Origin of the sequence: Psychrobacter sp. 4Bb, from assembly GCF_002836735.1 — a bacterium.
Lineage (GTDB): Bacteria > Pseudomonadota > Gammaproteobacteria > Pseudomonadales > Moraxellaceae > Psychrobacter.
Map to the genome: position 1 here is coordinate 1 of NZ_PJAS01000066.1, position 22,752 is coordinate 22,752.

Annotated in this window: 20 protein-coding genes; 14 read left to right on the forward strand and 6 right to left on the reverse strand. The window is 44.0% G+C overall.

Annotated features, from left to right (window positions below):
* Positions 1-85 precede the first annotated feature (85 nt).
* Complete coding sequence (locus CXF60_RS08895) at positions 86-1,594, forward strand: alanine/glycine:cation symporter family protein (protein WP_102091637.1); 1,509 nt, start codon at positions 86-88, stop codon at positions 1,592-1,594.
* 218 nt (positions 1,595-1,812) lie between these two features.
* On the opposite strand, the gene gltS is transcribed toward CXF60_RS08895, so the two are convergent.
* The 4 genes from gltS to CXF60_RS08915 all read right to left on the reverse strand — a co-directional run bounded on the left by gltS (position 1,813) and on the right by CXF60_RS08915 (position 5,852).
* Complete coding sequence (gltS, locus tag CXF60_RS08900) at positions 1,813-3,087, reverse strand: sodium/glutamate symporter (protein WP_102091638.1); 1,275 nt, start codon at positions 3,085-3,087, stop codon at positions 1,813-1,815.
* Between the two features lie 138 nt (positions 3,088-3,225).
* Positions 3,226-3,660, reverse strand: coding sequence for a barstar family protein (locus tag CXF60_RS08905; RefSeq protein WP_228707088.1), 435 nt, complete (start codon positions 3,658-3,660; stop codon positions 3,226-3,228).
* Between the two features lie 16 nt (positions 3,661-3,676).
* Positions 3,677-4,429, reverse strand: a complete 753-nt coding sequence (locus CXF60_RS08910; protein ID WP_102091639.1) for a ribonuclease domain-containing protein — start codon at positions 4,427-4,429, stop codon at positions 3,677-3,679.
* Between the two features lie 121 nt (positions 4,430-4,550).
* Entirely contained in the window at positions 4,551-5,852 is a 1,302-nt protein-coding gene (locus tag CXF60_RS08915; protein WP_102091640.1) for a glutamate-5-semialdehyde dehydrogenase, read from the reverse strand.
* A 431-nt stretch (positions 5,853-6,283) separates the two neighbouring features.
* On the opposite strand from CXF60_RS08915, the gene CXF60_RS08920 reads away from it, so the two are divergent.
* From CXF60_RS08920 to CXF60_RS08965, 10 genes are all read left to right on the forward strand, one after another.
* A complete protein-coding gene (locus CXF60_RS08920) occupies positions 6,284-6,589 on the forward strand; it encodes a hypothetical protein (RefSeq protein WP_102091641.1) in 306 nt (101 codons plus the stop codon).
* 348 nt (positions 6,590-6,937) lie between these two features.
* Positions 6,938-7,735 carry an ABC transporter ATP-binding protein gene (locus CXF60_RS08925; protein WP_057758311.1) on the forward strand — a complete coding sequence of 266 codons (798 nt, stop codon included), beginning with the start codon at positions 6,938-6,940 and terminating at the stop codon, positions 7,733-7,735.
* A 337-nt stretch (positions 7,736-8,072) separates the two neighbouring features.
* A complete protein-coding gene (locus CXF60_RS08930; RefSeq protein ID WP_180958123.1) occupies positions 8,073-8,873 on the forward strand; it encodes a transporter substrate-binding domain-containing protein in 801 nt (266 codons plus the stop codon).
* Between the two features lie 152 nt (positions 8,874-9,025).
* Positions 9,026-9,922: a transporter substrate-binding domain-containing protein gene (locus tag CXF60_RS08935; RefSeq protein ID WP_102091643.1), complete on the forward strand. Its 897-nt coding sequence runs from the start codon at positions 9,026-9,028 to the stop codon at positions 9,920-9,922.
* A gap of 72 nt (positions 9,923-9,994) precedes the next feature.
* The gene (locus tag CXF60_RS08940) at positions 9,995-10,948 is read left to right on the forward strand and encodes an ABC transporter substrate-binding protein (protein ID WP_102091644.1); all 954 of its coding nucleotides are present in this window, start codon (positions 9,995-9,997) and stop codon (positions 10,946-10,948) included.
* A gap of 450 nt (positions 10,949-11,398) precedes the next feature.
* Positions 11,399-12,133, forward strand: a complete 735-nt coding sequence (locus CXF60_RS08945; RefSeq protein ID WP_102091645.1) for an ABC transporter permease — start codon at positions 11,399-11,401, stop codon at positions 12,131-12,133.
* A 12-nt stretch (positions 12,134-12,145) separates the two neighbouring features.
* Positions 12,146-12,871 carry an ABC transporter permease gene (locus CXF60_RS08950; protein ID WP_102091646.1) on the forward strand — a complete coding sequence of 242 codons (726 nt, stop codon included), beginning with the start codon at positions 12,146-12,148 and terminating at the stop codon, positions 12,869-12,871.
* 237 nt (positions 12,872-13,108) lie between these two features.
* Complete coding sequence (locus CXF60_RS08955) at positions 13,109-13,738, forward strand: fumarylacetoacetate hydrolase family protein (RefSeq protein ID WP_416376872.1); 630 nt, start codon at positions 13,109-13,111, stop codon at positions 13,736-13,738.
* A gap of 297 nt (positions 13,739-14,035) precedes the next feature.
* Positions 14,036-16,252: a PhoX family protein gene (locus CXF60_RS08960; protein ID WP_102091648.1), complete on the forward strand. Its 2,217-nt coding sequence runs from the start codon at positions 14,036-14,038 to the stop codon at positions 16,250-16,252.
* A 221-nt stretch (positions 16,253-16,473) separates the two neighbouring features.
* The gene (locus tag CXF60_RS08965) at positions 16,474-17,967 is read left to right on the forward strand and encodes an alpha/beta fold hydrolase (RefSeq protein WP_102091649.1); all 1,494 of its coding nucleotides are present in this window, start codon (positions 16,474-16,476) and stop codon (positions 17,965-17,967) included.
* Positions 17,968-18,007: 40 nt separating this feature from the next.
* Here CXF60_RS08965 and CXF60_RS08970 read toward each other — a convergent pair whose 3' ends face one another.
* Together CXF60_RS08970 and CXF60_RS08975 are read right to left on the reverse strand one after the other, a co-directional pair.
* Positions 18,008-18,751, reverse strand: a complete 744-nt coding sequence (locus CXF60_RS08970) for a hypothetical protein (protein ID WP_102091650.1) — start codon at positions 18,749-18,751, stop codon at positions 18,008-18,010.
* Positions 18,752-18,853: 102 nt separating this feature from the next.
* Positions 18,854-19,834, reverse strand: coding sequence for an Hsp33 family molecular chaperone HslO (locus tag CXF60_RS08975; RefSeq protein ID WP_102091651.1), 981 nt, complete (start codon positions 19,832-19,834; stop codon positions 18,854-18,856).
* A gap of 376 nt (positions 19,835-20,210) precedes the next feature.
* Here CXF60_RS08975 and CXF60_RS08980 point away from each other — a divergent pair, with 376 nt between their 5' ends.
* From CXF60_RS08980 to CXF60_RS08990, 3 genes are all read left to right on the forward strand, one after another.
* Positions 20,211-21,185 carry a glutamate/aspartate ABC transporter substrate-binding protein gene (locus tag CXF60_RS08980; RefSeq protein ID WP_180958124.1) on the forward strand — a complete coding sequence of 325 codons (975 nt, stop codon included), beginning with the start codon at positions 20,211-20,213 and terminating at the stop codon, positions 21,183-21,185.
* Positions 21,186-21,282: 97 nt separating this feature from the next.
* A complete protein-coding gene (locus CXF60_RS08985; protein ID WP_102091652.1) occupies positions 21,283-22,029 on the forward strand; it encodes an amino acid ABC transporter permease in 747 nt (248 codons plus the stop codon).
* On the forward strand, positions 22,026-22,694 hold the full coding sequence (locus tag CXF60_RS08990) for an ABC transporter permease subunit (RefSeq protein WP_102091653.1): 669 nt from the start codon (positions 22,026-22,028) through the stop codon (positions 22,692-22,694). Before CXF60_RS08985 ends, CXF60_RS08990 begins: the two co-directional genes overlap by 4 nt.
* Positions 22,695-22,752: the final 58 nt, after the last annotated feature.

Below are 22,752 nucleotides of genomic sequence, written 5' to 3' on the forward strand. Positions count from 1 at the left end.
GTATCGCTGTAATTGATTGAATAACTATATAAATGTTATTTTCACTAAAGGGATTTACATGAAAAAATAATCTTTAGTCGCAACGATGCTATTACTCAGCACGACTCTTGCGCAAGCAGCAGAACAATCAGGTTTAGCAGCATTTGGAGCAGGTCTCGATGGCTTTATGGCCAATATATTTGGCTGGTTCGTCGACCTTATTTTCTTTTCAGTACCTCTTGGAGACGTCAGCTTCCCCCTCATTGTGGGTTGGTTATTAGTTGCCGCACTCGTATTCACTTTTTACTTTGGATTTATTCAGTTTCGTCAAATAGGCCTGTCTCTAGATATTGTCAGAGGCAAATATACCGATCCAAATCCCGCCAACAAAGAAGAAGGCGAGGTCAGCCATTTTCAAGCCTTAGCTACTGCGTTATCAGGTACCGTTGGTCTTGGTAATATCGCAGGCGTTGGTGCAGCACTTGCTATTGGTGGACCTGGCGCTACCTTTTGGATGATTATGGTAGGCCTATTTGGTATGGCGACTAAGTTTGTAGAATGTACGCTAGGTGTCAAATACCGCACGGTACTACCATCTGGCGTTGTATCAGGTGGCCCTATGTACTATCTAAGCCGCGGCATGGCTGAACGTGGTATGGGCGGATTAGGTAAGTTTCTGGCTGTTGGTTTTGCACTCATGTGTATACTGGCGACCTTTGGTGCTGGTAACATGTTTCAGGATAACCAGGCTTTCGCAGTCATGAGCTCTACTTTTAGCATTCCAACGGATTACAGTGTATTCTTTGGTATTGGCTTAGCATTTTTAGTCGGTATGGTTATCATTGGTGGCATGCCGCGCATCGCAACCGTTACCGAAAAAGTCGTACCTTTTATGGCCTTGTTGTACATTACTATGGCGGTAATCGTACTGATTGCTAACTTTAATCATATCGGCGCTGCATTTAGCGAGATTTTCACGGGTGCCTTCACTGGTGCTGGTGTGGCTGGTGGCTTTATTGGTGCGTTGATTCAAGGTTTGAAACGTGCAACTTTCTCTAACGAAGCAGGTGTTGGTTCAGCCGCTATTGCTCACTCAGCGGTAAAAACCAAAGAGCCTGCTACTGAAGGCCTAGTAGCGCTGTTAGAGCCTTTCATTGATACGGTTGTTATCTGTACGATGACGGCGCTTGTTATTACTATCTCTGGGGTGAACACTGCCGCAAACTTGCAAACCCAAGCGCTTACTGGTGTGGATCTAACCCGTGCGGCCTTTATGGAAACGGCGCCTATTTTCCAGTATTTCTTAGCTGTCGCGGTATTGTTGTTTGCTTTCTCAAAGATGATTTCATGGTCATATTATGGTCTAAAAGCTTGGACTTACCTCTTTGGTGAAGGCAAAGGCGGTGAGATGATATACAAACTTATCTTCTTAATCTTCGTTGTTATCGGTACCATCGTACAGTTTAGCTTCGTTATCGACTTCTCAGATGCGGCTCTGTTCGCTATGGCAATCTTTAACATCATCGGTCTGTACTTCTTGATGCCAATTGTGAAAAGAGAGGTTAATTCTTTCATAGCTCGTGTGAAAAGTGGTGAAATTAAAAAGTATAAATAATGGATGTGATTGAACATTCTATTGTAACTTAATAATTAAAAAAGCCCGCCAAGATGATTCTTGGCGGGCTTTTCGATGGCTGGTATTTTCTAAATAGCTATTAAACTTTAGGTAGAAGCGATCTGTAAAGAGTTGCCTATTTATACAAAAAAACCGCTTAGCTTTTGTTAGGTGGTTTTTTTTCGTTGGATCAAGTTTTACTCTGTAACAGCATCAGCCTACATAAACGGCAGTTTAGTAAAAATCTGCAATATCGTGGCATTGACGATATCAACAAAGAACGCACCAACCATTGGCACGATTAGGAATGCTTTAGGTGAAGGCAAATAGCGATCGGTGACTGCCTGCATATTTGCAATTGCAGTCGGTGTCGCACCCATACCAAAACCACAATGCCCCGCTGATAATACAGCCGCGTCGTAGTCTTTACCCATAATTTTAAAAGTAATCAGGTACACGTAGATAATCATAATGATGGTCTGTACGACCAATATGACTAGCACAGGGCCTGCCAAATCGGTCAATTGCCACAGTTTTAATGATAACAATGCCATCGCCAAAAATAGACTTAAAGACGCATTACCAAGTACATCAATTGAGCGGTCAAACATATCAAAATTGAAGACCATCGTTAGCACATTGCGAATGATAACACCACCTGCCAATGCCCATACGAAAGTAGGCAGCTCAAACCATGTACCTTCAGCAACGATGGCCATCACATCGGCAAAAGCCAAAGCACCTGCGAATAGTGCCAAGGTTTCGATAGTAGAAGAAGCGGTGATAAAGCGCATGCTATCAGGCCTTTCAAAGATATCTTTATTACTACCTGCAGACTCCTCATCGTGTTTGGTACTATATAACGACTGTGCACCAGCAACTTTTTCGATATCGCTAGGATCAGGGTTGGCTGGCGTTGGTTTTAGTCCAAGTCGGTTAATCAAGCGACGGGCAACAGGACCACCAACGATACCACCCGCGACCAAACCATAAGTAGCAACCGCGATACCAAGCGTCGTCGCACCGACCACACCATAGTCTTGTTCTAGCGTGATGCCCCAAGCGCCTGCTGTACCATGACCACCTGTTAGAGCGATAGAACCTGTCACCAGACCGAGCAAAGGATCCAGTCCCAATGCACTTGCCATGGCCACACCCACGACATCCTGCAATACAATAAACACTGATACAACGATAGTAAAAATTAGTAATGGTGTGCCGCCTGCTTTTAGCCTACTAAAATCAGCGCTCAGACCGATGGAGGCAAAGAACATCAACATGGTGGCGGTCTGTAGTCCTTGATGAAAGTTAAAACTATATCCCCAAACCATATTGAGAGCATAGACAACAATCGCCGCGACCAGACCACCAGCAACCGGTTCTGGAATATTAAAGTCTTCTAAAAACTTGACTCTTCGCACCAAAAACCGCCCAAGTAGCAGCACTAAGGTGGCCAATATCAGGGTGTAATAACCGTTTAAGGTAAGCTCCATAGGTTAATCCTTTCTGTAAAATAAATTAACCTGAATTCGGGATAAATATGGCTTTATCTCGAATTCAGGTTTCTATGATGACGAATAATTATCGGTGACTATCGGCGGTCAAGCTTGCAATATATAGGCTTTTAACGACTAAATCTCTAACGCATAAGCTTCATCCTCAGATGGCACGATGACCCACAATTGTGGTTTGCCAAATTCTCTAAAGGCATCCTCAATGATGCTTTTAAAGACATTGAAGTCCTCAGTGTTTATCCTTTTGACGTCTGTTAAATCCAGCCTTAAATGAACTGCTTCACTGTCTGTTAGACAATCCCATGCACTGTCCCAGTTGTGCGAAAAATAACTAGGAAAGTCACAGGCCTTGGCCAAACTCGTCAATAGCTCAGTTTTTTCGAGCGTGTCACCGACGGCTATAGTAACAGCCTGCGCAGGAATGCTAGTACCCAGTGCTGTACCGTTTTGGTTAATGTGGTCTTGATTAACATGGCTTTGATTAACGTAGTGGATGGCTTGGTTCACACTTTCTCGATTCATATCGGCTTGGTTCGTATTCGTTTGTTTCATATCAGCTCTTTTCATATTAAGGCACCTGTAGTCTTTGGAAACTATCATAGTGATCGACAGTCAAGTAATAGACAGTAGGTGGGTTGCCACCTGTGACGATACGCCGTGCGCCGCGATGAGAGACACCAGGGGTGGGCACGGTATATTCGCGATAGTAGCCTTGTGACTGGGCGGGTAGTCTGCCTTCACGGTTATAAAACGTCGTGCCATCTTTATTTGGGTAAGGAAACGGGCCGCCTTGCTGAATAAGCGCAATCGTATTATCGACCTGTGCGTCACCTGTTATTCCTGATACTGCGGCCTGACTCGTATTATTAGTGACGTCCTGCGATACCGTTGTCGACTCGATGCTATCAGCAAACAATGTCGAATTTAAATCGCCAAAGAAATAGAAAGCGACGGCGATGATAGCGATGAGGCTAAATAGCGTAGAGCCTAAGCTTTTTTTATTGGGTCTACTATTGTGACAGCTACGATTTGAGTTACGAGTGCGTTGATTGCTATTTCTATTAGCGTTAGTAGGGGTATAGCTTGGAACATCTGATGCAGTATCTTGGTCAAGGCTCAATGAAGACGAGGTCACTTCAGTGGCTCTCAATTGATTTTTGTCGTTACGGGCACTGTTAAAATAGACACTTTGTCCAACCGTTATAGGCTTCGCCAGTCTTGCTTTGCTAATATGAAAGAACACATCTTCACTTTGATTATCTACATCGATAAAGCCATAGCCTTTATCTTCATTCCAGTGCTTAATCTTGCCACTTTGCATGGTTGTACCGCTCCCTATAATTTAAATGCCTTAACTAAAATACTTATGATGCAAACGAAGAAACGCCAGCATAATTGCTGACGTTTCTGATTATTTGTTTCGATAGTCGATGCTAGTATGATTAAGCACGGGTTTCGCCGTGACCATAAACGATCCATTTTTGCGAAGTCAGACCTTCGAGACCGACAGGGCCACGTGCATGGATTTTGTCTGTTGAGATACCAATTTCAGCACCGAGACCGTATTCAAAACCATCAGCAAAACGGCTAGAGGCGTTAATCATTACGCTGGCCGAGTCCACTTCACGGATGAAGCGCTGCGACTTGGTATAGTTATCAGTGATGATGACATCAGTATGATGACTGCCGTGCGTATTGATATGCTCAATCGCTTCATCAATACCTGAGACCACTTTTACCGCTAGGATAGGAGCTAAATATTCAGTATCCCAATCCTCAGAAGTGGCAGCTGATAGATGACCTTCAAGCTTAGCGTTTTCATTTAGGATAGCTTGTGACTTGTCATCAAGGCGTAGTTGCATTGCGTCATCGGCAGCAACGATGGCTTCTGCAATTTTAGGCAATAGCTCATCTGCGACTGCTTCATCGACCAGTAACGTCTCCATCGTATTACAAGTGCCGTAGCGATGTGTTTTGGCATTGACACTGACTTTAATCGCAATCTCAGCGTCCGCATCACTATCAATAAAGGTATGGCAATTACCGTCTAAATGCTTAATCACAGGTACTTTGGCATCGTTGCTGATACGCGCAATCAAACCTTTACCACCACGTGGCACGATGACATCGACATATTCAGTCATAGTAATCAGCTCACCAACGGCTGCACGATCGGTCGTCTGTAGTACTTGCACGCTATGTTCCGATAGATCAGTATGGCTAAGACCTTTAATGATGCATTTGGCAATGGCTTGGTTAGACTCAAATGCTTCAGAACCACCGCGCAAGATAATGGCGTTACCTGATTTGAGTGCCAGTGAGGCAGCCTCTAATGTTACGTTAGGACGCGACTCATAAATCATACCGACCACACCAAGCGGCACCCGCATTTTGCCCAAATGAATACCTGATGGCTGATAGGTCATGTCAGTGACTTCACCGATTGGGTCAGGAAGGCCAGCGACGTCTTTAAGACCTTGTAGCATACCGTTAAAACGTGCTTCGTTTAGCTCCAAGCGGTCGAGGAGTGCGCTATCAAGATTGTTTTTTTGACCGTAGTCCATATCGATTTTATTTGCAGCCAAGATGTCTTGTTTGGCATTGACCAGCTCATCATGAATGGCCAAAAGTGCTGAATTTTTATCGCCAGTGTTGGCAGCAGCCAGCGCGCGAGAAGCCGCTCGTGCTTGCTTGCCGACAGACTGCATATAGGTCGTAATATCCGTAGTATTCGATTGACTCATAAATTATTTTCCTTATGTGATACAAGTTTTTTATAACTAAAAGCGCCCAATTTTATATAGGTAAAAGTACCTAAAAAGGCGAAAAATGTCGCAAAAAAAGAAGTTTTGAATGCCTACTGAAATAGCGATAGGTCATTATGCTATTTAACATAGAGCAGATTGAGACGATAGTAAAGATGATTTTGTGAACAGAATCCGCTTTGCAACGCTCTTGTAAGGGCTTATTCAAAGTAATATTGTTCATGCTAAGCGGTATTTATTTAAGATAATCGCATTATCAGTACTACACTATATCTTTACGTGTTTTTAACAGAATTGCGCTGTAAATACTAAGGTAGCTGCGAGATATCCTCAGTATAGTAAGCATTAAAACAGCAAGGCTATCAGTAGATAGTACTTAATCTTATTGTGATGAATGATGGAGAACGAACATGGCTACGAAAAATACAACTTATAAAAACTGGTTAACGGTTGGCTTGGTAGCAGGCGCTCTGGCATTAGGTGCTTGTAGCAAAAAAGACGAGACACCGATGGAAACTGACGCTGATACTACTGTAGACGCTCAAACCTCTGTAGAAGAAAGTGCGACAGCGAGTGACAATGATGATGTGGCCGTGGCTAGTGCCGATGATGAGGGTATGGACGTTACCAATAACGATGATGTGGCAGTGGCGACAGCAGAAGATGCGGATATGATGGACGGTACTGAAGATTCAGAACATGTATCGACGTACTAATTGCATACTATAGAATGCACTAGCTACATATTAAATGTACTAAGCACATACTATAAATAGGCAGTTATCAGATAACACAACGCCTCGTATTCTAAAGTGATAAAATAAAGCCCAGAGCGATAAATGCAGTCTGGGCCTTTTTGTATTCGTAGTTTGTTAGAAGCTGATTAACCCGTTGGTTAAATACAATATTTGCCTTTTTACTGCGTAATAAGAGACAATATGGCATTTTTCTCTTTGCCTCATCAGGCATATTACGATAATGCATCTAGATGCTTGTACTATATATAGATATAGCTCTTATTTTATTCGTGTTTTCACTCATATTTATTGGAAGTCTGCTGAACCATGCTTGATACTGCAAAAAACCCGACTCGGCCTATCGCCCTAGACTTACAAGACATCCATAAAAGCTACGGCTCATTAGAGGTATTAAAAGGGGTGTCCCTGACTGCCTATGATGGCGATGTTATCTCTATTTTGGGCTCATCTGGCTCAGGTAAGTCGACGTTGCTGCGTTGTATTAATCTTCTAGAAAATCCCAATCATGGTCGTATCTTGATCGGTAACGAAGAGCTGATGCTAAAGCCTGCTAAATCAGGTGAGTTACAAGCAGCAGACGTGAAGCAGCTAGAAAGCCTGCGCGCTCGTGTGGGGTTTGTCTTTCAGAACTTTAATCTATGGCCGCATAAGACCATTCTACAAAACATCATCGAAGGGCCAACGCAGGTCTTAAAGATTAAAAAAGACCAAGCGATTAGCGATGCGGAAAAGCTGCTTGATAAAGTAGGCCTGCTCGACAAAAAAGACGCTTATCCAGCGAACTTATCTGGTGGTCAGCGTCAGCGTGTCGCAATCGCCCGTGCGCTTGCTATGCAGCCACAAGTCCTATTGTTTGATGAACCAACCTCTGCGCTAGATCCTGAACTGGTCAACGAAGTGCTTGCGGTAATGCGCGAGCTAGCAGAAGAAGGACGTACGATGCTTATCGTTACTCACGAAATGCGCTTTGCCCGTGAAGTATCAAGCAAAGTCGTCTTCTTACATCAAGGCGTGGTTGAAGAAATTGGCACACCTGAGCAAGTCTTTGATAACCCTACCTCTGAGCGCGTCAAAGACTTTATGGCATCACATCGTCCTACTTAGTTATTAATTATTAGTTTTTTGCTTAATATCATGTCCAATACAGATGGTGGCAACACGCTTGTCACCATTTGCCCTGCCAAATGTAAAATCACTGTAACGTAACCATTGTTGACTGTTTATTGCCCAATGATAACTATGAGTATGCAAAACGTTTGTTTTTGATATTTTACTCAGGTATTATCAAAAGGTTTATAGGCCGTCACGTCTCGTGGCTGTCTGTTATTCTGCTATCTATATTGCTTGTCTGGCAGGGACGTCAGAGAAAAAAATATCAGAACCCTAAGTCAGAAAATCCTGTCAAAAACTTATGTAAAACCCATCAGAATTTAAGGAACGTATGATGTCGAATTCTCGCCTATTGTGGTCATCAATGACCGTTACTGCTGCATTGATGTTGAGCGCTTGTAGCCAACCTGCCGATGAAACTACCGATACCAACGCTGACGCCCCTGCAGCAGAAACCACTGGTAAAACCATTCGTATTGCTACCGAAGGCGCTTACCCTCCATTCAACTACACCAACGCCGACGGCAGTTTGGCAGGTTTTGATATCGATGTTGCCAATGCCTTGTGTGATCAAATGCAAGCTAAGTGTGAAATCGTTGCACAGGACTGGGACGGTATTATCCCTGGTTTATTGGCGCAGAAATATGATGCGGTGATTGCAGGTATGTCTATCACCGCTGAGCGTCAAGAAAAAGTTGATTTCAGCGAGCCGTACTTTGCCAATACGATGGTATGGTTGACCAATACGGATGGTGGTTTTGATCCTATGACGATTAAAGATGCAACGCTTGGTGGTCAACGTTCTACTACGCCAGGTGCTTATCTACAGGATAACTACGAAGGCAAAGAAGGCAACACAGTTCAGTTGTATGACAACTATGACAATGCCTATCTAGATCTAAAATCTGGTCGTAGCGATGCCGTATTGGCTGAAAAAGTTTCTGCCAAATCATGGTTAGCAGAAAACGCAGCGGGCTTCGGTATCGTTGGTGATGAAATTGATAACGATGACAATATTGCCATTGCTGTACGTAAAGGTGACTCACTCAAAGCTGACTTTGACAAAGCATTGAGCGAGATCCGTAGTAACGGTGAGCTTGCACGTCTTGAGCAAATGAACTTTGGTCAATAATGACTCACTGAAGATTTATGCTTAGAACAAGTAACGTTTGATGCGAGTAATGCTTAAAACCAAGCATGTTTCAAATAAACGGTGTTTATAAGCATAAATCAGCAAGCAGTGATTGACGATACAGCTGGTAAATATATTAAGGAATAAAACTTATGACAATTTCAATGACATCATCAATGAGTAAAAAAGCATTGTGGCTAGCACCGCTTAGCGCAGCGATGCTAATGCTGGCAGGTTGTAACAATAGCTCAGCACCAGCAGAAAATGCTGAAGCTGACACCGCTACTGAAGCACCTTTAAATATCAAAATTGCGACAGAATCAAGCTATAAGCCTTTCAGTTATACCGATGCAGATGGCAAACTGATTGGTTACGAGATTGAGCTAGTTGACGCATTATGTGCGCAAATGAAAGCTGAGTGTGAAGTCATCTCTCAAGATTGGGACGGTTTGATTCCAGGGCTTAACGCACAGAAATTTGATGCAGCTATCGCAGGTATGTCTATCACGCCTGAGCGTAAAGAAGTGGTTGATTTTAGCGACCCTTACTTCCATAGCGGTATCATCTTGATCGGTAAAAAAGGTGATGACTTAAGCGTTGAGTCACTAACAGGTCTACCAATTGCCTCACAGCGCTCAACTGTTGCCTCGCAATACCTACAAGACGAGCATGCAGATGCTGATATCAAACTATACGATACGCAAGACAATGCTTATTTAGATCTGACCTCAGGTCGCGTGCGCGGTATGATGTCTGACAAAGTCACAGGTATTGACTGGTTAAAAACAGACGCAGGCAAAGGCTACGAAGTCAAAGGTGAAGAAATCAGCACCAATGATGATGCAATGGGTATTGCTTTCCGTAAAGGCGATCCGTTAATTGCTAAGTTCAATGCAGCATTGGCTGAACTAAAAGACAACGGCACCTATGATCAAATCACGGGTAGCTATTTTGGTACTAGCTCAACGGCTGCAGCACAAAAAGCGGTAGCAACAACTGATAGTGTCGAAGAAGTAATGGTCGCTGAAGAAGAAGCGCCAGCTAACTAATACGATATCTAGCAGTTTTACTGCTGTTGTTTAAAGACGTGTTGTTTACTCAAGAAAAAACCAAGGATGATCATGAGCAACCATTGTGCCCCAATCTGTACCACGACTGGCAAATCTAACATTACTGTAGCCAGTCGTCTGTCTATGTCATTGCTCGCACTAGCGACGGCCTTTACCGTTGCTGGCTGTAGCAATAGCCAAGAGAGTGCAGCTGATACCAATCCAGAGGCTACCAAAACAACGGCAGCGTCTACAGGTGATGTATTACGCATCGGTACAGAAGGGGCCTATGCACCTTTTAACTATACCAATGCCGATGGGACACTGGGTGGTTTTGATGTTGAGATAGCAAATGCACTTTGTGCAGATATGCAGGTAACTTGTGAGATTGTGGCGCAGGACTGGGACGGTATTATCCCTGGTCTAAAAGCAGGTAAATACGATGCAATCGTGGCCGCGATGTCCGTTACTCCAGAGCGTTCGCAGCAGGTGAGCTTTACCGATCCGTACTTTAGCAATGCCTTAGTTTTTTTGGCCAAAAAAGACAGCAGCTTTGACCCTAGTAACAACAGTGATATCGACTCGCATTCTATTGCTGCACAGCGTTCAACTATCTCATCGCAATGGCTAGAAGACACGTATCCAAAAGCCGATATGAAGCTTTATGATACGTTGAGCAATGCGTTTTTGGATCTCGGTTCAAACCGTGTCGATGCGATGATTTCTGATAAGCTGCCTGCCATAGAATGGCTGAGCTCAAATGCTGGTAGCAAATATGCGATAAAAGGTGATGAGATCGATATTAACGATAATTTTGCCATAGCAGTACGCCCAGGCGATCCGCTACAAGCAAAGATCAATCAGTCTCTTGCTAATATAAAAGCTAATGGTACTTACGATAAGATCAATCAAAAGTACTTTGCGGTGCCAGCGTCTGCAACGAGCACAGTTGATGAAGACGCAAATACAGGCACAGATACAAATACAAATACTGCCGACCAACCAGCGACAGAAAACGTTAGTTAATAGCGAATAGCTAATAGCTAATAGTAGTCAAAGATAGCAGTCAAAAAATATTGTTTTGATTCATAAAAGGATATCGCCGTCATGGTGATGTCCTTTTTTATTTGCCGTTATAGCAACGAATATGCATCATGGGCGGCTATCAATCTTGCTCAAATTTAGTCGATTTATTGTTTGTTTTTAGAGGTAAGTGTCTGTTTAATTACGGCTTAGGCGTAGCTTTTACGCGTCAGTATTAACATCATGGCGAGTGAATATGATAAAATCAGCGCTCATTTCTACTGTGTCAATTATCGCAGCGCTAATCGTATTCTTCTGACGTCACTTTTTGGCGCCGACCATCCCTATTGATTTGGTATAAAATACGGTGTTTCGCCGCGTTCAGCTATTGATGCTGATTCTTTTAACTCATATTTTGCAAATTGCTAATATAAAGAGACTGAGTGGATAATCGTGTTTGACTTACAAGGATTTGGCGCGCTTTTATTGAGCGGCGCTACCGTTACCATACAGCTAGCTGTGACCAGTTTGATTATTGGTCTGGCTTTAGGCTTGCTCGGCGCAACCGCAAAGATGTCCAATATCTGGTTGCTGCGTAAACTTGCGACTGTTTATACTGCGACGATGCGAGGTATCCCCGAGCTGCTATTGGTGCTCTTTATTTATTATGGCGGCTCTATCTTATTGATGAGCATCCTCAAAAAGTTTGGCTATAACGACTATGTCGAGATTAGCGCTTTTTGGGGTGGTGTCATGGCGCTGTCTATTGCTTTTGGTGCGTATGCGACTGAGATTTTTCGCATGTCCATTCAAGAGATTCCAGTAGGACAGCGAGAGGCTGCGCAAGCGATTGGTATGCGTCCTTTTCAGACTTTTTATCGCATCACGTTGCCGCAAATATGGCAGATTGCTTTGCCAGGTCTGGGTAATCTATTTCTAGTATTGCTTAAAGATACCGCATTGGTATCGGTCGTGGGTCTCAAGGACATCATGTATCAGTCATCGCGGGCGGCACAGTCTACACAGCAGCCGTTTACCTTTTATATGGCAGCAGCGATTATTTATTTGGGTCTGACCATGCTGATTACTGGCTTTATGATGTGGCTTGAGTGGCGCGCCAATCCTGCGGCACGCTATGCCAAAAAGATAAGCCGTCAATCCACTCACAGTCAATCGACCATAGGGTAGAGGAGAGATACTATGGATTGGAATTGGCAGGTTATTTTTGACCATATCCCTGATTTACTAGGCGGTGCGGTGTTGACCGTACAGCTGGTCCTGTTTTCAGGTGTGATTGGATTGCTGTTTGGTGTGGTTTTGGCGTTGTTACGACTGTCTAAGAATTGGATGGTACAGATACTACCGTTTCTGTATATATTCTTTTTCCGTGGTACGCCGCTGCTGGTACAGATATTCCTGATTTATTATGGCTTGGGTCAGTTCGAGGCCGTACGCGAGTCGTTCTTATGGGAGCCAGTACTGAGCCAAGCGTATTGGTGTGCCATCATCGCCTTTACCCTGAATACTAGTGCTTATTTAGCAGAGATTATACGCGGTGCGATTCAGACCATTCCTGTTGGTGAGCTTGAAGCGGCTGATGCACTTGGCATGTCTAAATGGCAAAAGCTAACACGCGTTACGCTGCCGCGCGCCTTTGGCATTGTGATTCCAGCGTACAGTAACGAAGTTATCTTTATGCTAAAAGGTAGTGCGCTCGCTTCGACTATTGCATTGATGGATATCACAGGTGTTGCTCGTACGATTAGTGCGCGTACCTATACCTTGATGGAGCTATTCTTTGCCGCTGGTATCGTCTATTTATTACTGTCGTGGGTCATCTTGTTTAGCTTTAGAATGTTTGAAAAGCGTATGAACCGTCATGCCAGTTATGTACCACCAGATGTTGTGACCAATACGATTCCATAGTTAGCAGTTAGCAGTTAGCAGTTAGCAGTTAGCAGTTAGCAGTTAGCAGTTAGCAGTTAGCAGTTAGCAACTAAAAATCGTCAAAGTCACTGTAGACAATAAAGTATGGACTGCTGATAAAATAGCCATCATTTACAGGGAGAGTTTAGTATGAGCCAATCGCCACACGAGTCATTAGCGAACGCCATTGCAGCCGGTGTCAATGCCGAGCAGGGCGCTATCAATCATAATGAAAGATTGCGTGCTTCTATTGGTAAAGTCGTCTGTGTTGGTCGCAACTATGCGGCACATGCTGCAGAGTTGGGCAATGAAGTGCCAACCACGCCGATACTGTTTATGAAGCCTGCGTCTTCAGTGGTTTCTATCCGTGGTGATGTGGTTCGCCCAAGTCCAGAGCTGTTTGGCGAGACTCACTACGAGGCCGAGCTATGTATTCAGTTGTCAACTGATTTATCTATGGCGACGATTGAGCAAGCTCAGCAAGCGATTGGTGGCGTGACATTGGGGCTGGATTTGACCTTGCGTGATTTGCAAAGCAAGCTAAAAGAAAAAGGTCATCCGTGGGAGCGTGCTAAGTGTTTTGACGGAGCTTGCGTCCTTGCTGATTGGCTTGACCCGCAAGCGTTTGGCAATCTGCAGAGTGTACAGTATCAGCTGTCTATCAATGATAAATTAACGCAAGATGGCGATAGTGCCTTAATGCTATTTCCTGTCTATGAATTGCTGGTCAATATCAGTCATGCCTTTAGCTTGCAAGCAGGGGATGTAATTATGACTGGTACGCCAAGCGGCGTTGGTGTGTTGCAAGCAGGCGATCAGCTTAAACTAAAACTGGGTGCTCATGAGTGGGTATCACAAGTACAGTGAGCTTGATTGCAATAACAGACGCATATTAAAAACCCTGAGCAATTGCTTGGGGTTTTTGCTTTTAAGACTTTATATTTATTTCTAAAATTTGCTAACGGCCAAACAATGCTAGCTATCTAATCATTCTATTTTTCAATAATCGTCAGTACATTCGATTGTCATCAGTTTGTCACCTATTGTTCAGCGTGCTGTCATAAAGGTTGAGTAGACTTAAGCGGAATTCGTATTTTTGTGGTCGTAATGATAAAGCCGCGATCAACTCTCTGCCAATCTAGCCTAATAGCAAGGTGACTGATAATGACATTATTGAACAATGAGCGAACGCTTGCCCACGAAGTGGTTGAAGACTCCAATCCTACTAATAATACTGACTTTCAGACGATTATCAATCGTCGATTGAACCGCCGTAGTATCCTAAAAGGTGGCACAGGGTTGACGGCTGCTGCGTTTTTTGGCGCATTACCTTTGGTCGGTTGTAGTGACGACGACGATAGAAATATTGTTGGTAATGACGATAATGCCGCTATCCCTGCACAAGGTGATCTAAAGCGTCCTGATACCCTAAAGTTTGAAGCAGTCGCGCATTCAACAGCTGATACGATGACCGTAGCAGCAGGCTACAAGGCAGAGATGATATTACCACTTGGTACACCGCTGATGCCTGGTCTAGACGACTGGCGCGATAACCGTGAAAATTCAGCCGAGTCGTTTGAATGGCGCATGGGCGACAACCATGATGGCATGTGGTTCTTTGGCAAAAAAGGCAATGCGTACGATGCCAAAGCCCCAGAGAATGGCCTACTGGTTATGAATCATGAATACGTAAATAGTGAGGAGTTAAGCCCGTTTGGGTATGATGTCATCGAAGATAAAGATGCTGCGCCTTTATTTCAACGCAGCCGTCGGGCCAGCGATGTGCGCCGTGAAGTCAACTGTCATGGGGTCTCAGTCGTTGAGTTAACTCGCCGTGCAGATGGTATGGGTTATGAGATGGTACCTGATTCTAAATACAATCGCCGTATCACCAGTAGTACAACAGCGCAATTGGCTGGCCCTGTGGCAGGCTCTGCTCTGGTCAAGACCAAGTTTGATCCGACAGGCTATCAGACTCGCGGTATCAATAACAATTGCGGCGCAGGTCTTTCACCGTGGGGTACTTATTTGACGACCGAAGAGAACTTCTTGGGTGTGTTTGCCCGTGGACAAGATGCCAGCCAATTGAGCGCTGGTGATAACTATGCGCGCGAGCGCTACGGTGCGGTGGAGGACTTCCCAGGTTGGGAGTATTTATGGCATACCCCAGAGGCAAAGGATGCCAAAATAGCAGACGAGTTCTCACGCTGGGATATGACCGCAGTCGGTGCCAGTGCTGCTGAAGATTATCGCTATGGCTTTAACACTTTCGGTTATATTACTGAAATTGACCCATTTGACCAAAACTCTATACCGCAAAAACGTACCGCACTGGGCCGATTCGCTCATGAAAACTGCGCGTATGCTCCTGTCGAGCAAGGTAAGCCAGTGGTATTCTATATGGGTGATGACGCCCGAGGTGAGTACATTTATAAGTTTGTCTCCAAAGCGATGTGGTCAAACTCGGATATTGGCGGCGGACTAAAAGCAGGTGACAAATATCTGAATGACGGCACGCTATATGTGGCGGTATTTAACGAAGATGGTAGCGGTGAGTGGAAAGCTCTCGTCCACGGTCAAAACGGACTGGATGCTTTTAATAGTGTACTGCCATTCAATGGACAAGATGAAGTATTGGTCTTTGCCCGTGCAGCTGCCGATGCTGCTGGTGCTACCAAAATGGATCGACCTGAATGGGTATCGGTCAGCCCTATGACGGGTGATGTCTACGTGACATTGACCAATAATAAATATCGCGGCGTACGTGACGACCAGCCTGTCTCAGCTTCCAATCCGCGTAGCTATCAGTCAAGCGGAAAAGCACTTGGTAATGACAATGGTCACATTATTCGCTGGGCAGAAGCGGGCGGCGACCATGCCGCAACGAGCTTCGAATGGGACATTTATCTGTTTGGTGCGCCAAGTGATTTATCAGCAGAAAACCTCTCTCAATTAAATGACAATAATGACTTCTCTTCACCTGATGGGCTATATTTTGACCCGCGCGGTGTCTTATGGATTCAGACAGATGACGGCGCTTATACCGATACCAGTAGCTGCATGTTGCTCGCAGCTCTGCCAGGCAAAGTCAGTGATGGCTCGATGACGACCACATCGGCAGGGCAGTCAACCCGAGTCGGTACATCTGCTAGCAATGATAATATCAAACGATTCTTTGTCGGTCCTGAAGGATGCGAAGTAACAGGTATTACCATGGCACCAGATTTTAAGACGCTGTTTATCAACATCCAGCATCCGGGCAACACATGGGGCGCTGTCGCTGGCGGTAGTATTCCTCGCTCAGCGACTGTGATGATTACTCGCGAAGATGGTGATGTCATACTGGCAGAATCATTTGATACGGCTGATAGCACGATATAGATAGATAAGCTATAAGCACTTATTAGACACAACCATAAAAATCCCAAGTTAAGGCTTGGGGTTTTTTATTTTAATAATGATTTAATGGCTAACGAGACCGTCTATCACCTATCTGGCTCTGCTAATCGTCATCCTGTTCTAAAGTCAAACCATTCACTTCTCTTTGCTGCCGTTACAGGATAATATAGACCATTACTTTTTTCGCTGAATGTGCAAATATTATGAGCAGTCCAAAGGTGTTTTATAACGACAGTGTTAGTGACAGCGACGCTCAAAACGATAGTAGCTATACTCGTACTCATCATGAGCTCGATGCGCATTTTGTCCCAGATGCGAGTGTACCGCTACACAGTCATCTATATGAGCAAATCGACCAACTCGAAGCCATCGATATGGATGAACTGGTTAAGCTACTAGCAGATGCGGATGACAGTGATGAAATCAACAAAACCCCTGTATCTTTGGCTGATTTTTTTGAAGGATTGGCTCAGCTTGCCACCATGGGTGTGGTTGAGATTACAGAAATCGTAGAAGCCATCCACCGTGAAGTTATTTTGCGTCCGCTAGGCCGCTTCAATGACAAACATTTAAATAAATGGTCGCGCGGATTTACTGGACGTATCTATGGCACGATACGTCATGTCATGCAAATGGTCGGTAATAATCTAGCGTCTGTACTACGCATATACAAAAACCTGATTCTCCAAAAGTCAGTGCAGCCACTACCAGACTCACTAAAAAAGCTGGTCAATGTGCTCAATGGTGTCATGGGTGATCATCTTGTCAACAATCAAAATGCGCTCGCCATTCCGATGATGCTATACACTCAAGACGGCAAACCACAGAATGAAGTGCTATCAGGCCGTATCGTTATCTTGTGCCATGGTCTATGCATGAGTCATTTAAGCTGGCAAGCCCAAGCAGATAATGATTTAGGCGAGGCCATTCATGTCAGCCAGCCTGATACCACGGTGTTATATTTGGATTACAACACAGGTCGCCGTATCTCGCGTAGCGGCCGTAAATTCTCTCAATTGCTACAAGCGCTGGTCGCTGACAACCCAAATATCAGTCAGATAGATCTTGTTGGACATAGTATGGGCGGCTTGGTCTCTCGCAGTGCACTATTTTATGGCGAGCAAGATCGCCTAGACTGGATCAAGCGCGTGGGCAATCTCATCACGCTAGGTTCGCCGCATCATGGGGCAGTCCTTGAGCGTATCGGTAATTATGTACAAGACATTATTGCCAAATTACCGTTTGCGGGCTCACTGGCCAAGCTCGGTGATATGCGCAGTGCTGGTATTATTGATCTACGTCATGGCAGTATTCGTGATGCGGATTGGAAAGCATTAGAAGGACGTAGCGTGTTGCCACAAGATTTCCGCCATCCTGCACGATTGCCAAGTGGTATTAAAACTTACTTTGTCGCCAGTGCTTTGCTTGAGACGCATTATGATTCTAAAGTGACGGATCTGCTCGGAGACAGTTTGGTATCAGTGGCTTCAGCGTTGGGTGAAGATGACGCTGAGCATGCTTTGTTTGTGCCAGATGGTCATAAAGCAGTGTTTTATGGCGTCAATCATATGAACTTAATCCATAGTAGGCGAGTGCGCGAACAAGTGGTTGAATGGCTACTTGATAATGGTCTAAGTGACTACGCCGGACGTCCGCGCATACACTCTTATCCTAGAAGTTTAGATGTGGCGGTGTAGAGGGTTGTGTGTATTATTTCGAGTTATCTGCGCTACTACTTTATAAGTCAATATGATTGATTTTTTGATTTATCATTAGTGAGTCTTTTTTTATTTGCTCTAATATTTCATTAAACTTCTCTAGATTTTTCAAAAGTAAACTGCCTTTGATATTTTGCATATTTATCTTTTCTTTATATGAGTTTTTTTCACTTTCTTCAAGAAGGTTTTTGATTTGCCTGTTATTACTGTTAGTTTGAGATAAGAAAGCTTCTCCCATACTTTTGAGGCTCTTATCTAGGTTTTCTTTATTATGTGAGTCAAATTCAGATCTAAAGTAAACTAGCCAGGTTAAAAATTTTTCAGAAAGCTGAGGGCTTAAAACGGTAATATTTTTTGAAATTATATTATCTATAGCTGAATATGTCGTTGACAGTTCAGTATGAAGCCTTGACATCAAAAATAAATAACCGATTCTATTTTCTGCCTCCATTTCATCCCATTGAGAAAATTTTGGGTAAGTTAGTTTTTCAAACACAATTGTTAGGTTCAGTAATTCATCGTAAACTTTTATCTTACGTTCAAATAGTGCTTGATATGTTTGCTGTGATATTTGATGGAAATGTTCGTCTTTATTTAATATTTTCTCGTGATCTTGTTCTAGACGTTTTAAACGCTCATCAATAGATGCTTGTTCCTTGCGACCAATTCTCTCGAAGTATATTTTGCCAATATAAGCAATTAAGCCAACTAGAACAGCATTACCGCCCCAACTTATGAACAATTCTTGCCAAAAGCTACTCATAACTAATACCAGTAATGTAAAAACTCAGTATAAAACAAAAACCCTCAAGCATGACGCTTGAGGGTTTTTTTATAAACATTGACTTATAGTAAGTAAGAAAACTTACTCAGCAAATATCGCTGCTACATCATCTTTATTGAATTTATAGACTTCACCGCAGAATCCACAATCCATCTCAAATGTACCGCCTTGCTCTTCGACGATGTCTAATGCTTCTGCTTCACCAATTTGCTCGATTGCCATTTCACACTTCTCGCGTGAACAAGTGCAACCAAATGATAGAGGCGCAGGCTCAGGTGCCACGATGTTTTCTTCGTGATACAAGCGATAAAGGATTTCGTTAGCATCCAGTGTCGTTAGCTCTTCTGCTTTTACCGTACGCGTCAATACAGACAAGCGCGTCCATAAATCATCATCGATACCTGCATCTTGGTTTTGCTCAACTTCAGACGTTTCTTCAGCAGTACGCGGTAGCATTTGTACCAAGATACCACCGGCTTGCAGGCCATCAGATGCCAAGTTAATTAACGTTGGAATCTGTGCTGATTGCTTTTGATAATGTGCTAAGCAGTCCGCTAGATTGTCATGGCTACGCTCAACGATACCTTGGTATGGCTCACCGCCATCAGGCTGAATATTGATAAACAATACGCCTTGTCCCATCGCACCAAGTTCAGCAAACGCTTCTTTGGCATGGGTCATTTTGTCCCACGCTTGTACTTGCTCATCCGTCTCGCCTTTCCAGCTAGCAAGCGCACGAATGATACCGTCTTGATCGCATTCCGCCATCGCCCAGTTTAGTAAGCTGTCACTGTCTGATGATTGCAACTGAATAGATAGGCGGCCGTTAATTTTGACCGTGCTGATTAGCAAACTCGCTGCGGTCAGCATCTCACCCAATAAGCGTTTGATGGCTTCAGGGTAGGGCTTTTGTGCAATCGTGCTCGCGTAGCTGCGTGATAGGCGTACCACATCACCGCGCACAGGCGAGTCTTCAACAAAGAAACGTTGGCGGATGTCGTTGCTGCCATGGTTGCCAATAGTTTGGCTGTCCGTATTGGGGACTTGGATATCTTGAGTCATAAGTCATTTGTAGTATAGAGAAGTTGTTTGCTTTATGGGGATTGCTGCCGATTTATCAATCTTACTTAGTAGACTGTTTTGACGATTATAAACAGCAAAGGTTAATAACGAGCTTAAACAACCAAGCAGCTGTTTGTACAGAGTTCTGAGTAGATAGCCGCTATAAGCCAACATTTTATAGCCAGAATATAAACATATTCATAAATATGTACTCTCTCAAAAAAAATTCACCCTCTACTGCAAATTTGTTGTACAGTAACATTAAGTTGCATTGTGATAAACAACAGCAACAACCGTACGGATGCGGGGCAGTCGGGTCAATCAGACCTATGTCGTCCAAGCACTCACTCAATCTTGCGATAAAAGGATGTATTTCATGACATACTCATTTTCCAAACCGTTGACTTTAGCTGCTGTTATGGCATTAGGTTTAGCGGGATGTAATAACAGCAGCCAGACCAGCACCGATGCGCCAGCAGATGATGCAGCGACGACAGAAACCACGACTAACGGTACGCTACAGAAAATCAAAGACTCTGGCACTATTGTCGTCGGTCATCGTGATTCCTCTATTCCTTTCTCTTATATCGCTGATGATCCTAACCAACCGATTGGCTATGCACACGACTTGGAAATGAAAGTGGTTGAAGCCGTTAAGCAAAAGCTAAACATGCCAGACCTTAACGTTCGCTATAACCTAATTACTTCGCAAACTCGTATCCCATTGGTACAAAACGGCACAGTAGATTTTGAGTGTGGCTCAACAACCAATAACGAAGAACGTCAAAAGCAAGTCGCTTTCTCAAACGGTTTCTTTGAAATCGGTACGCGTCTGTTGACCAAAAAAGATTCTGGTATTCAAGATTTTGAAGACCTAAAAGGTAAAACTCTGGTAACGACAGCAGGCACGACTTCAGAGCGTTATATCCGTCAGTACAACGATGATAATAAAATGGATACCAACATCATCTCAGCCAAAGATCATGGCGAAGGCTTCCTAATGCTAGAGAATGGTCGCGCTGATGCCTTTATGATGGATGATGTATTGCTCGCAGGCGAAAAAGCCAAAGCAAAAAATCCTGATGAGTGGGTCATCGTCGGTACGCCGCAATCGTTTGAAATCTATGGTTGTATGATGCGTAAAGATGATCCTGAATTCAAAGCTGTAGTCGATGAAGCACTTGCTAATGTCTTTAGTTCAGGCGAAATCAATAGCATTTATGACAAGTGGTTCTTGAACCCAATCCCACCAAAGAACGTCAATCTAAACTTTGAGATGTCAGACAACTTAAAGGCCTTGATTGCCAATCCGCATGACAGCGCTCAGCCTAAAGAAGCAGCAGCGCAGTAACGCTCATTGTCCCTCAACATAGCTTGCCTATACGTTCAGATAGCCAGTAATTTTATTTGACGTATAGGCTTATCAATCGTTGCTCGGAGAGACAACCATGAATTATAGCTGGAATTGGGGTGTGCTCTTTGAGCAGACTGGTATTGGCAACGAGCTCTATATCCATTGGATGATCACTGGTCTTGGCTGGCTGCTATTGATTGGCAGTATCGCATGGGTCATTGCGATGGTCGTCGGTACTATTTTCGGTATCATGCGTACTTTGCCCAACAAGACTGCTCGTGCAATCGGTACGGCTTATGTGACATTTTTTCGTAATATTCCACTGCTTGTTCAACTGTTCTTTTGGTTTTATATCGCCCCTGGCTGGCTCACGCCGACGATACAAGAATGGTGGTATAAGGATTTGTCTCCGAATACCTCAGCCATGTTGTCAGCCAGTATTGGTCTTGGCCTATTTACCGCTGCTCGTATCGTGGAACAGGTACGGACAGGTATTGAGTCATTACCAGATGGACAAATTAATGCGGCCTATGCATTAGGGTTTAGCATTCCACAAGTCTATAAAGAAGTACTGCTACCGCAAGCATTTCGTATTATCTTGCCACCGCTCAGCTCTGAGCTGACTAACTGCTTCAAAAACGCCTCTGTGGCCTCGCTAGTGGGGGTAATGGAGCTGATTAGCCAAACCAAAACCATCAGCGAATACACTCAAAATAGTATCGAGATATATACTTACGCAACGATTATTTATTTGGTTTTCAATCTATCCTTGATCGCTATTATGGGGTTGATTGAACGTAAATTGCGTGTGCCTGGGCTTATTGCGGGAGGTCAGAAATGAATATGACCGAATTGGCAACAGCCTATCCTGGTTTGATGGGTGGCATGCTTACCACCTTAAAAGTACTGTTTTTGGCTATTTTGGGCGGTATCAGTTTAGGTACCATATTGGCATTGATGCGTTTGTCAGGTATCAAAGCGCTTGAAATTCCAGCCAAACTATACGTCAATTACTTCCGCTCCGTGCCACTGCTATTGGTATTGCTATGGTTTTATTTTGCCGTACCGATGATTTATCTTTGGGTAGCGGGTAAGTACCTGCAACTCGATGCTGCGTTTGCCTCTTGTGTGGTCGCATTTATGATGTTTGAGGCCGCTTATTTCTCAGAAGTGGTGCGTGCTGGTATTCAATCGATTGGTAGCGGGCAGGTCAATGCGGCAAAAGCGCTCGGCATGACTTATGGGCAGACCATGCGTCTGGTCATCTTGCCACAAGCCTTTCGTAAGATGCTGCCATTGATTTTGCAACAATGTATTATTTTATTCCAAGATACGACACTGGTATTTGCCATTGGTTTGACCGACTTTTTCCGCGCAGCCTACGTGCGCGGTGAGCTAATGGGACTACTCACGCCGTATATTCTAGGTGCTGGTGCTGTCTACTTTGTGATTAGCTTAAGTGCTTCTATTGGTGTGCAACAATTACAGAAGCGTTTGCGGTTTTAATATAGCTATTTTGATATGCCTATCGCTTGCGCTTTTGAATGTTGAAAGTTTGAGCGTT

Bases quoted from the DNA above. Each gene is read 5' to 3' on its own strand.
- CXF60_RS08930 (WP_180958123.1), top strand. From the start codon at position 8,073: ATGATGTCGAATTCTCGCCTATTGTGGTCATCAATGACCGTTACTGCT.
- CXF60_RS08925 (WP_057758311.1), top strand. From the start codon at position 6,938: ATGCTTGATACTGCAAAAAACCCGACTCGGCCTATCGCCCTAGACTTA.
- CXF60_RS08975 (WP_102091651.1), bottom strand. From the start codon at position 19,834: ATGACTCAAGATATCCAAGTCCCCAATACGGACAGCCAAACTATTGGC.
- CXF60_RS08940 (WP_102091644.1), top strand. From the start codon at position 9,995: ATGAGCAACCATTGTGCCCCAATCTGTACCACGACTGGCAAATCTAAC.
- CXF60_RS08960 (WP_102091648.1), top strand. From the start codon at position 14,036: ATGACATTATTGAACAATGAGCGAACGCTTGCCCACGAAGTGGTTGAA.
- CXF60_RS08970 (WP_102091650.1), bottom strand. From the start codon at position 18,751: ATGAGTAGCTTTTGGCAAGAATTGTTCATAAGTTGGGGCGGTAATGCT.
- CXF60_RS08980 (WP_180958124.1), top strand. From the start codon at position 20,211: ATGACATACTCATTTTCCAAACCGTTGACTTTAGCTGCTGTTATGGCA.
- CXF60_RS08920 (WP_102091641.1), top strand. From the start codon at position 6,284: ATGGCTACGAAAAATACAACTTATAAAAACTGGTTAACGGTTGGCTTG.
- CXF60_RS08985 (WP_102091652.1), top strand. From the start codon at position 21,283: ATGAATTATAGCTGGAATTGGGGTGTGCTCTTTGAGCAGACTGGTATT.
- CXF60_RS08950 (WP_102091646.1), top strand. From the start codon at position 12,146: ATGGATTGGAATTGGCAGGTTATTTTTGACCATATCCCTGATTTACTA.
- gltS (WP_102091638.1), bottom strand. From the start codon at position 3,087: ATGGAGCTTACCTTAAACGGTTATTACACCCTGATATTGGCCACCTTA.
- CXF60_RS08965 (WP_102091649.1), top strand. From the start codon at position 16,474: ATGAGCAGTCCAAAGGTGTTTTATAACGACAGTGTTAGTGACAGCGAC.
- CXF60_RS08915 (WP_102091640.1), bottom strand. From the start codon at position 5,852: ATGAGTCAATCGAATACTACGGATATTACGACCTATATGCAGTCTGTC.
- CXF60_RS08935 (WP_102091643.1), top strand. From the start codon at position 9,026: ATGACAATTTCAATGACATCATCAATGAGTAAAAAAGCATTGTGGCTA.
- CXF60_RS08895 (WP_102091637.1), top strand. From the start codon at position 86: ATGCTATTACTCAGCACGACTCTTGCGCAAGCAGCAGAACAATCAGGT.
- CXF60_RS08990 (WP_102091653.1), top strand. From the start codon at position 22,026: ATGAATATGACCGAATTGGCAACAGCCTATCCTGGTTTGATGGGTGGC.
- CXF60_RS08905 (WP_228707088.1), bottom strand. From the start codon at position 3,660: ATGAAACAAACGAATACGAACCAAGCCGATATGAATCGAGAAAGTGTG.
- CXF60_RS08910 (WP_102091639.1), bottom strand. From the start codon at position 4,429: ATGCAAAGTGGCAAGATTAAGCACTGGAATGAAGATAAAGGCTATGGC.